Consider the following 5,619-nt stretch of genomic DNA (forward strand, 5'->3'; position numbering starts at 1 on the left):
GAGGGCTTCTTTTTGGGCATTTGTCAGGGTAATTTTCATGGACACAATCTTGATCTGATAGGAAGGAAAAATCAAGCAGCTTCAATTACGATGGGTATATAAATCAGGCTATTTCCTCACGTGATTTAGTATTGCGTGCGCATCACGAACTGTTTACTCAGCATGATGCGGGAGTACTTGACCGTTATTTTTCGCCGCATTTCATTGAGCATTCCCCATTGATTAAAGATGGGCTGTCCGGTTTGCGTGAACTGGTTCAGACTCACCCGGAGCTGCATCATGAAGCTTATCGCGTATTACAGGATGATGATCTGGTTGCTATTCACGGCCGTTTTACGGGATTAGATACCCAGCCGTTGGTTGGTTTTGATTTATATCGGGTTGTTGATGGTTTAATCGTGGAGCACTGGGATGGTCTGGTACCACAGTCTGTACCTAATGCCAGTGGCCGGACTCAGTTAGACGGCCCGACTGAAGCGGGCGACAGTCATGACAAGGAAAAAAATCGTAAATTGGTGGTGAGTTTCTTCATGCGCGCTCTGATTGAAGAACATTATGATGAATTTAGAAACTATACCAATGGTGAGGCATTCCGTCAGCATAGTCCGGATATTCCCGATGGTGCAGCGGCGGTTATCGCATCTCTTCAACAATTGAAAGATGAAGGAAAAGGGCTGCATTATAGCAAAATTCACCGCACGGTAGCAGATGGGCAGTTTGTTCTGACGCATTCAGAAGGCAGTATTGCCGGAGAGCGGCATAGCTACTTTGAACTATGGCGTGTTGAGAAGGGTAAAATAGCGGAGCTTTGGGATGCTATCACGCCGGTACCAGAGGATGGGCAGGCATTACATCGTTATGGTATTTTCTAATGTGATTATAAAGTACTGAAATTAACTCTGTTTGGTGTACACTACCATCGCTCTGCCTGTTGCTGGCTGGCACAGAAAATGATTACCCGGATTGCCGAAAATACGTAAAACAGGCGGGGCGAATTCTGGCTGATATCCCGTTCACTGCCTTGGTGAGTAAGGCAGGGCATATCTTATTGGATCAATTATCACATCATACTAAAAGGTGTCCGCCAGGCGCGGGAGCTGCGTAGTAAATTGCAAAAACATAAATATACATGGAGGTCAGGTGGAACCAACAGACTTGTAAGAGAGGAGAATAATGCATTGGTATATAAAAGTATTAAAGAGTTATGCCTGTTTGAGGGGGCGAGCACAACGTAAGGAGTTTTGGTATTTCATTCTGTTTCAGATTCTGGCCGTTCTTATCATTTCTTTTCTGGAAAGACAATTTGCCGTTGCTAATCCCGAAATTTATATGGGCTGGTTCAGCGCCATTTATCTACTACTCACATTTTTTCCATCACTGGCAGTAACTGCGCGTCGATTACACGATATTAACTTTAGTGCCTGGTGGCTGCTTTTACATCTTATCCCGTTTGTTGGCACTGTTATTTTATTGATTCTCGCCACTCTGAAAGGAACGACGGGCAACAATAAATATAGCTCAGAGAGCTGGATTCACTCACAGGAAAATACCCCGGATCAGGTTAACGGGTGATTTCAGGTCATACAGGAGCGCTAAAATGACAATGAACAGAAGAAATTTTATTTCTACAGCGGCAACACTTGCAGGTGCTGGCGTACTTTCCTCGCTACTTCCAACGAGTTCTCTGCTTGCCCGGAATTTAACTGAGACTGATACTCTGGCTGTCAGCATTGATCAACTCCGGCCGAAGCTGTTACAGGATGCACAAGCCAGATCCAGCAGTCTGGGGCTGGACCCCCGCATCTGGAGCTGGCACCGGGACATGGCTGCTATCGACAAGCCAGCTAATTACTATGAGGCTTCTCTGGCTGACTGTCCGGCTTTCGGAAGCCTTCCCAGAGAGCAGCGTTGTGAGGTTGTCGTCATTGGTGGCGGATTGCTGGGAGCCTCCACCGCATTACATCTTGCTGAAGCGGGTGTGGATGTGATTCTGGTTGAAAAGGATAATATTGGCTCGGGAGCTTCCGGCCGTAACGGGGGACAGATGACACCCGGAATTGCCCGCTGGTCAGCTGAAACCATGCTGGAAAAATTTTCGCCTGAAGAAGCCAGACGCTTATGGCAGTTTACATCAGTTGAAGCAATGGATCTCGTGGATGAACTTCGCGAACGCTATGGTTTTGAATGTGACCGCAAATATGGTCATATCACGGCGGCGATACATCCGGGTCATATGGGGCCGTTGGTGGCTAATGCCGATGCGCGGCGTCGGTTGGGCGACAGGATGGTGAAGGTTATTGGGCCATACGAATTACAGGAAGAATATGTGCATTCGGATATTTATCATGGTGCCAATATCGACAGTCTCAGTGGTCAGGTTCATCCTTTAGCACTATTACGGGGTCTGGTTTATGGCTTTGCCGGGCTTGGGGGTCGGATATATGACAACACAAAAGTGACCGGTATCAGGCCGGATGACAACGGTACGGTCATAGAAACCAGTCAGGGAACTATCAGAGCGAGTAAAGCCGTGGTACTTGGGGTACATGCTTCTACTGGTGAGTTTATCTCTGGCTCTTCAACAACAGTGCCTTTCTATACCTATGTTGCAGTAACTCCGCCATTGCCGGTGCCTGTCAAAGAATTAATTCCATCAGATTTGCCTGTTTACGATACCCAGTTACAGATAGATTATTACCGCGCGGTTCGTAATAATCGCCTGTTGTTTGGCGGGCAGGGCACAGGTAATTCCTGGTCAGCGCGTGATGTAAACAACTATTTATGTGATCGTATCAGAACCGTATTTCCGCAGTTGGAGAAACCTGAGCTGGAATACTCTTGGGGAGGGATTAGCGACCTGACTCTGAATGGTGCTGCTGATGCACGTAAAAGTGATGAACGCGTTCCTGTATATATGATACATGGCTGGAGTGGTCATGGCGTAGCACAGACAGTACGCATTGGCAAAGCAATCAGTGATGATTTCACCGGACGCAATCGGGACTTTACCATGTTGACCAGCATTGACCACACCAGTATTCCACTGGGTTCTTATTTTTCTCCGGTGGTTATCCCGTTGATTAAAGGTGCTCTGGGAGTTATGAGTACATTTAATCCGGCAGATATGGTTTCATTCTGACCACATCAATAATCTGAGAATAATAAACGCCAGTATTTAATAGACTGGCGTGATTAAGAGCCAATTTTTTATTACACATACTTTTCAAAAATTACTGTTAATTATTTTATAAATAATATTATCGGTGAGATTAGGAAAATCCATTGGTATAATTCCTATACCAACTCCAGATATATCTCCTTTTTTATCTAACATACTTATAAATTGAGGGTTTAACCTCTTAGCTGCCTGCTTTATTGACCGCTGGCCAAATTGCCCAGCTACACTTAAAAAGTTAATAAAAGCGCTTGCTCATTATTGGTGTGATTATTGATAGTCAAATCCAAGTGCTTAGCTATCTGCTCTTCTTTGATATTAAGATTAACCGGATCATAATCATCTTGTATATTAGCTGCTCTCCAATGAATTCCGGGCAGTCCAGAAACATTTGAGAAAACAACTATTTTTCCTCTGACTTCCCCCAGAGATGGAATATTTGAAGACAGATACATATACTGATGATGTCCACCATAATGTCCATTAAAAATGTCAATGAAATCAGCATCACTGACGGTAGACTATTCCTGTTTTATCCGCATAAAAATAGTTTCTGAAGGGTGTGATGACAAGAAGTCAATGCATTGATTTAAGACATCACCAAAATTTATTTTCTGATAGACCAAATCATGATGAATTGCAAAAATGCCATCAATGGCTCGGCATCTGATATCCAGAAATCGTATTCCTTTCTGTAGTTGAGTTTCCACTGATAGAGTCTGGCAAATAATAACCCCAAAAAGATCCCTATCCGGGGAGTAAGTTGCACACGATTCATGAGTTCCCGGAACGGATAATAGTGCAATCGATTTTTTATCGTCGATATTTTTCATCCAGATTTCAGATTGCCAAGATTCTTTATCATCAGCCGAATAATCAATGCCTTGTGTTGATGAGTTTACTACGGTTTCAATTTTTTTCATAAAAACCTCTGTATGGTTATCACTGTGAAAATAAAAGTTTTCTACTTGTAGATATATTATGGTTAATTGGTGGTTTTTTATTGATTAACAAAATGGTTAGGTCAACATTTGGAGTTCGTGTCTTTTATTATAGTAAAAAATACTAATGTGTAATAAAAATCAACATGATTATTCATTAATATATAATCAAAGGTATATATGAGTTGATATATCATTTTTTATTTTCTTTTGATTATTATCTATATATTATAGTGATATTTACTGATAGCATTAAAAATACACTACATTAATAAATGTTAATATCCATAATAAAATAATGCGCTAAACGGCAGTGCTTTTTATCCTGATGTGCTAAAGCAGCGTTTGCTGATTATATAGGGTTTCTCTATTTAGAAAATTTTATCGTTTCTCCAGCTATCGTAAAGTAAGTGGGAATCCATTGATATATATCCATTATTCTTCAGGAGAACTTATAATGACCTTACTAAAGCCAGATCATGTTCAGCTCGCTATACCCAAAGGAGAAGAAGATACTGCCCGTAAATTTTATATAGATATTCTTGGATTGACTGAGATGCAAAAGCCCGCAAACCTTGCTAAACGTGGTGGCTGTTGATTTATCAGTGGTGATGTTCAGGTTCATTTAGGCGTACAGGAAGATTTTTATCCCGGAACGGAAGCACATCCGGCAACCTGAATCAGTAACGTAGGTTGTGTACTGATTTTGGCTATACATGTAAGGATGATGAACCCCTGGAAGGGTTTAACCGATTTCATGTCTATGATCCGTACGGTAATAGAATAGAGTTAATGGAAATATCCTGATGATGCCTATGGCAGTGAAGAAATTTGAGTAACGAAAACGAACGGAAAAATATATATTGTCCAGTCTGGCTGGACAGGATAGTTTTTTATGGCCATATTACATTCTAACAACGTAGAAAGTCCTGACAAAGTTAATAGCTTTTTATTTAAAAATTTAATGGTGCCAATATATTAGAGTGGTGGTTAAATTAATTGTTATGTAGAAGAGAATAATTTCAATGTTTTTTATTATAGAATAAAGAACAGTAAGCATACAATAAAATATAAAGTCATAATATATGGCCGCATCCTGTACAATTAACATTCAAGGTTTGTTTTTAGTGATAAATTTTGAATAGTAAAAGAACATGAGTGATGTTTTATTTTACAATAAACTGTGGTTTTTAATCTAATTAAATCCATTAATGTTCATGTGTTGATTTTCAATGTTAATTAACCATTTTTTGTCATTTGGAGACAACGATTTATTTTTACCTCCATAGAGTTTTCATAAATGTAATTTCATTTTTCGTTTTTAACTTATTAAATTTTGGTTGTTTTTTATAACTTGCATTCACATAATAAGTGCAACACCGTTATGAACGAAGTAAACGAGTCGGTATGCCTTTAAATAACTCATTCGGTGTTTGATAACCTCGCGTTTTTCGAGGACGTTTATTTAATCGATTTGCCACGAGATTTATCTCCAACTCTGAG

Annotated in this window: 6 protein-coding genes and 1 pseudogene; 4 read left to right on the forward strand and 3 right to left on the reverse strand. The window is 40.6% G+C overall.

From position 1 onward, the window contains the following. Positions 1–131: 131 nt before the first annotated feature. The 3 genes from Xinn_RS19805 to Xinn_RS19815 all read left to right on the forward strand — a co-directional run bounded on the left by Xinn_RS19805 (position 132) and on the right by Xinn_RS19815 (position 3,139). Positions 132–872 (forward strand): nuclear transport factor 2 family protein, encoded by a 741-nt coding sequence (locus tag Xinn_RS19805; protein ID WP_244590275.1) that lies wholly within the window; start codon positions 132–134, stop codon positions 870–872. Positions 873–1,173: 301 nt separating this feature from the next. After that, entirely contained in the window at positions 1,174–1,572 is a 399-nt protein-coding gene (locus Xinn_RS19810) for a DUF805 domain-containing protein (RefSeq protein WP_086952905.1), read from the forward strand. A gap of 25 nt (positions 1,573–1,597) precedes the next feature. Further along, complete coding sequence (locus Xinn_RS19815) at positions 1,598–3,139, forward strand: NAD(P)/FAD-dependent oxidoreductase (RefSeq protein ID WP_086952906.1); 1,542 nt, start codon at positions 1,598–1,600, stop codon at positions 3,137–3,139. A 266-nt stretch (positions 3,140–3,405) separates the two neighbouring features. Here Xinn_RS19815 and Xinn_RS19820 read toward each other — a convergent pair whose 3' ends face one another. Then, positions 3,406–3,630, reverse strand: a complete 225-nt coding sequence (locus Xinn_RS19820; RefSeq protein WP_086952907.1) for a PI-PLC domain-containing protein — start codon at positions 3,628–3,630, stop codon at positions 3,406–3,408. A 66-nt stretch (positions 3,631–3,696) separates the two neighbouring features. Then, positions 3,697–4,098 carry a phosphatidylinositol-specific phospholipase C domain-containing protein gene (locus tag Xinn_RS19825; RefSeq protein WP_086952908.1) on the reverse strand — a complete coding sequence of 134 codons (402 nt, stop codon included), beginning with the start codon at positions 4,096–4,098 and terminating at the stop codon, positions 3,697–3,699. A gap of 475 nt (positions 4,099–4,573) precedes the next feature. Here Xinn_RS19825 and Xinn_RS22540 point away from each other — a divergent pair, with 475 nt between their 5' ends. After that, positions 4,574–4,714 carry a VOC family protein gene (locus Xinn_RS22540; protein WP_211286041.1) on the forward strand — a complete coding sequence of 47 codons (141 nt, stop codon included), beginning with the start codon at positions 4,574–4,576 and terminating at the stop codon, positions 4,712–4,714. A 784-nt stretch (positions 4,715–5,498) separates the two neighbouring features. Here Xinn_RS22540 and Xinn_RS19835 read toward each other — a convergent pair. Beyond that, positions 5,499–5,619 (reverse strand): annotated as a pseudogene (locus Xinn_RS19835) (IS30 family transposase); the annotation flags it as partial.

Origin of the sequence: Xenorhabdus innexi (assembly GCF_002632485.1) — a bacterium.
Classification (GTDB): Bacteria; Pseudomonadota; Gammaproteobacteria; order Enterobacterales; family Enterobacteriaceae; genus Xenorhabdus; species Xenorhabdus innexi.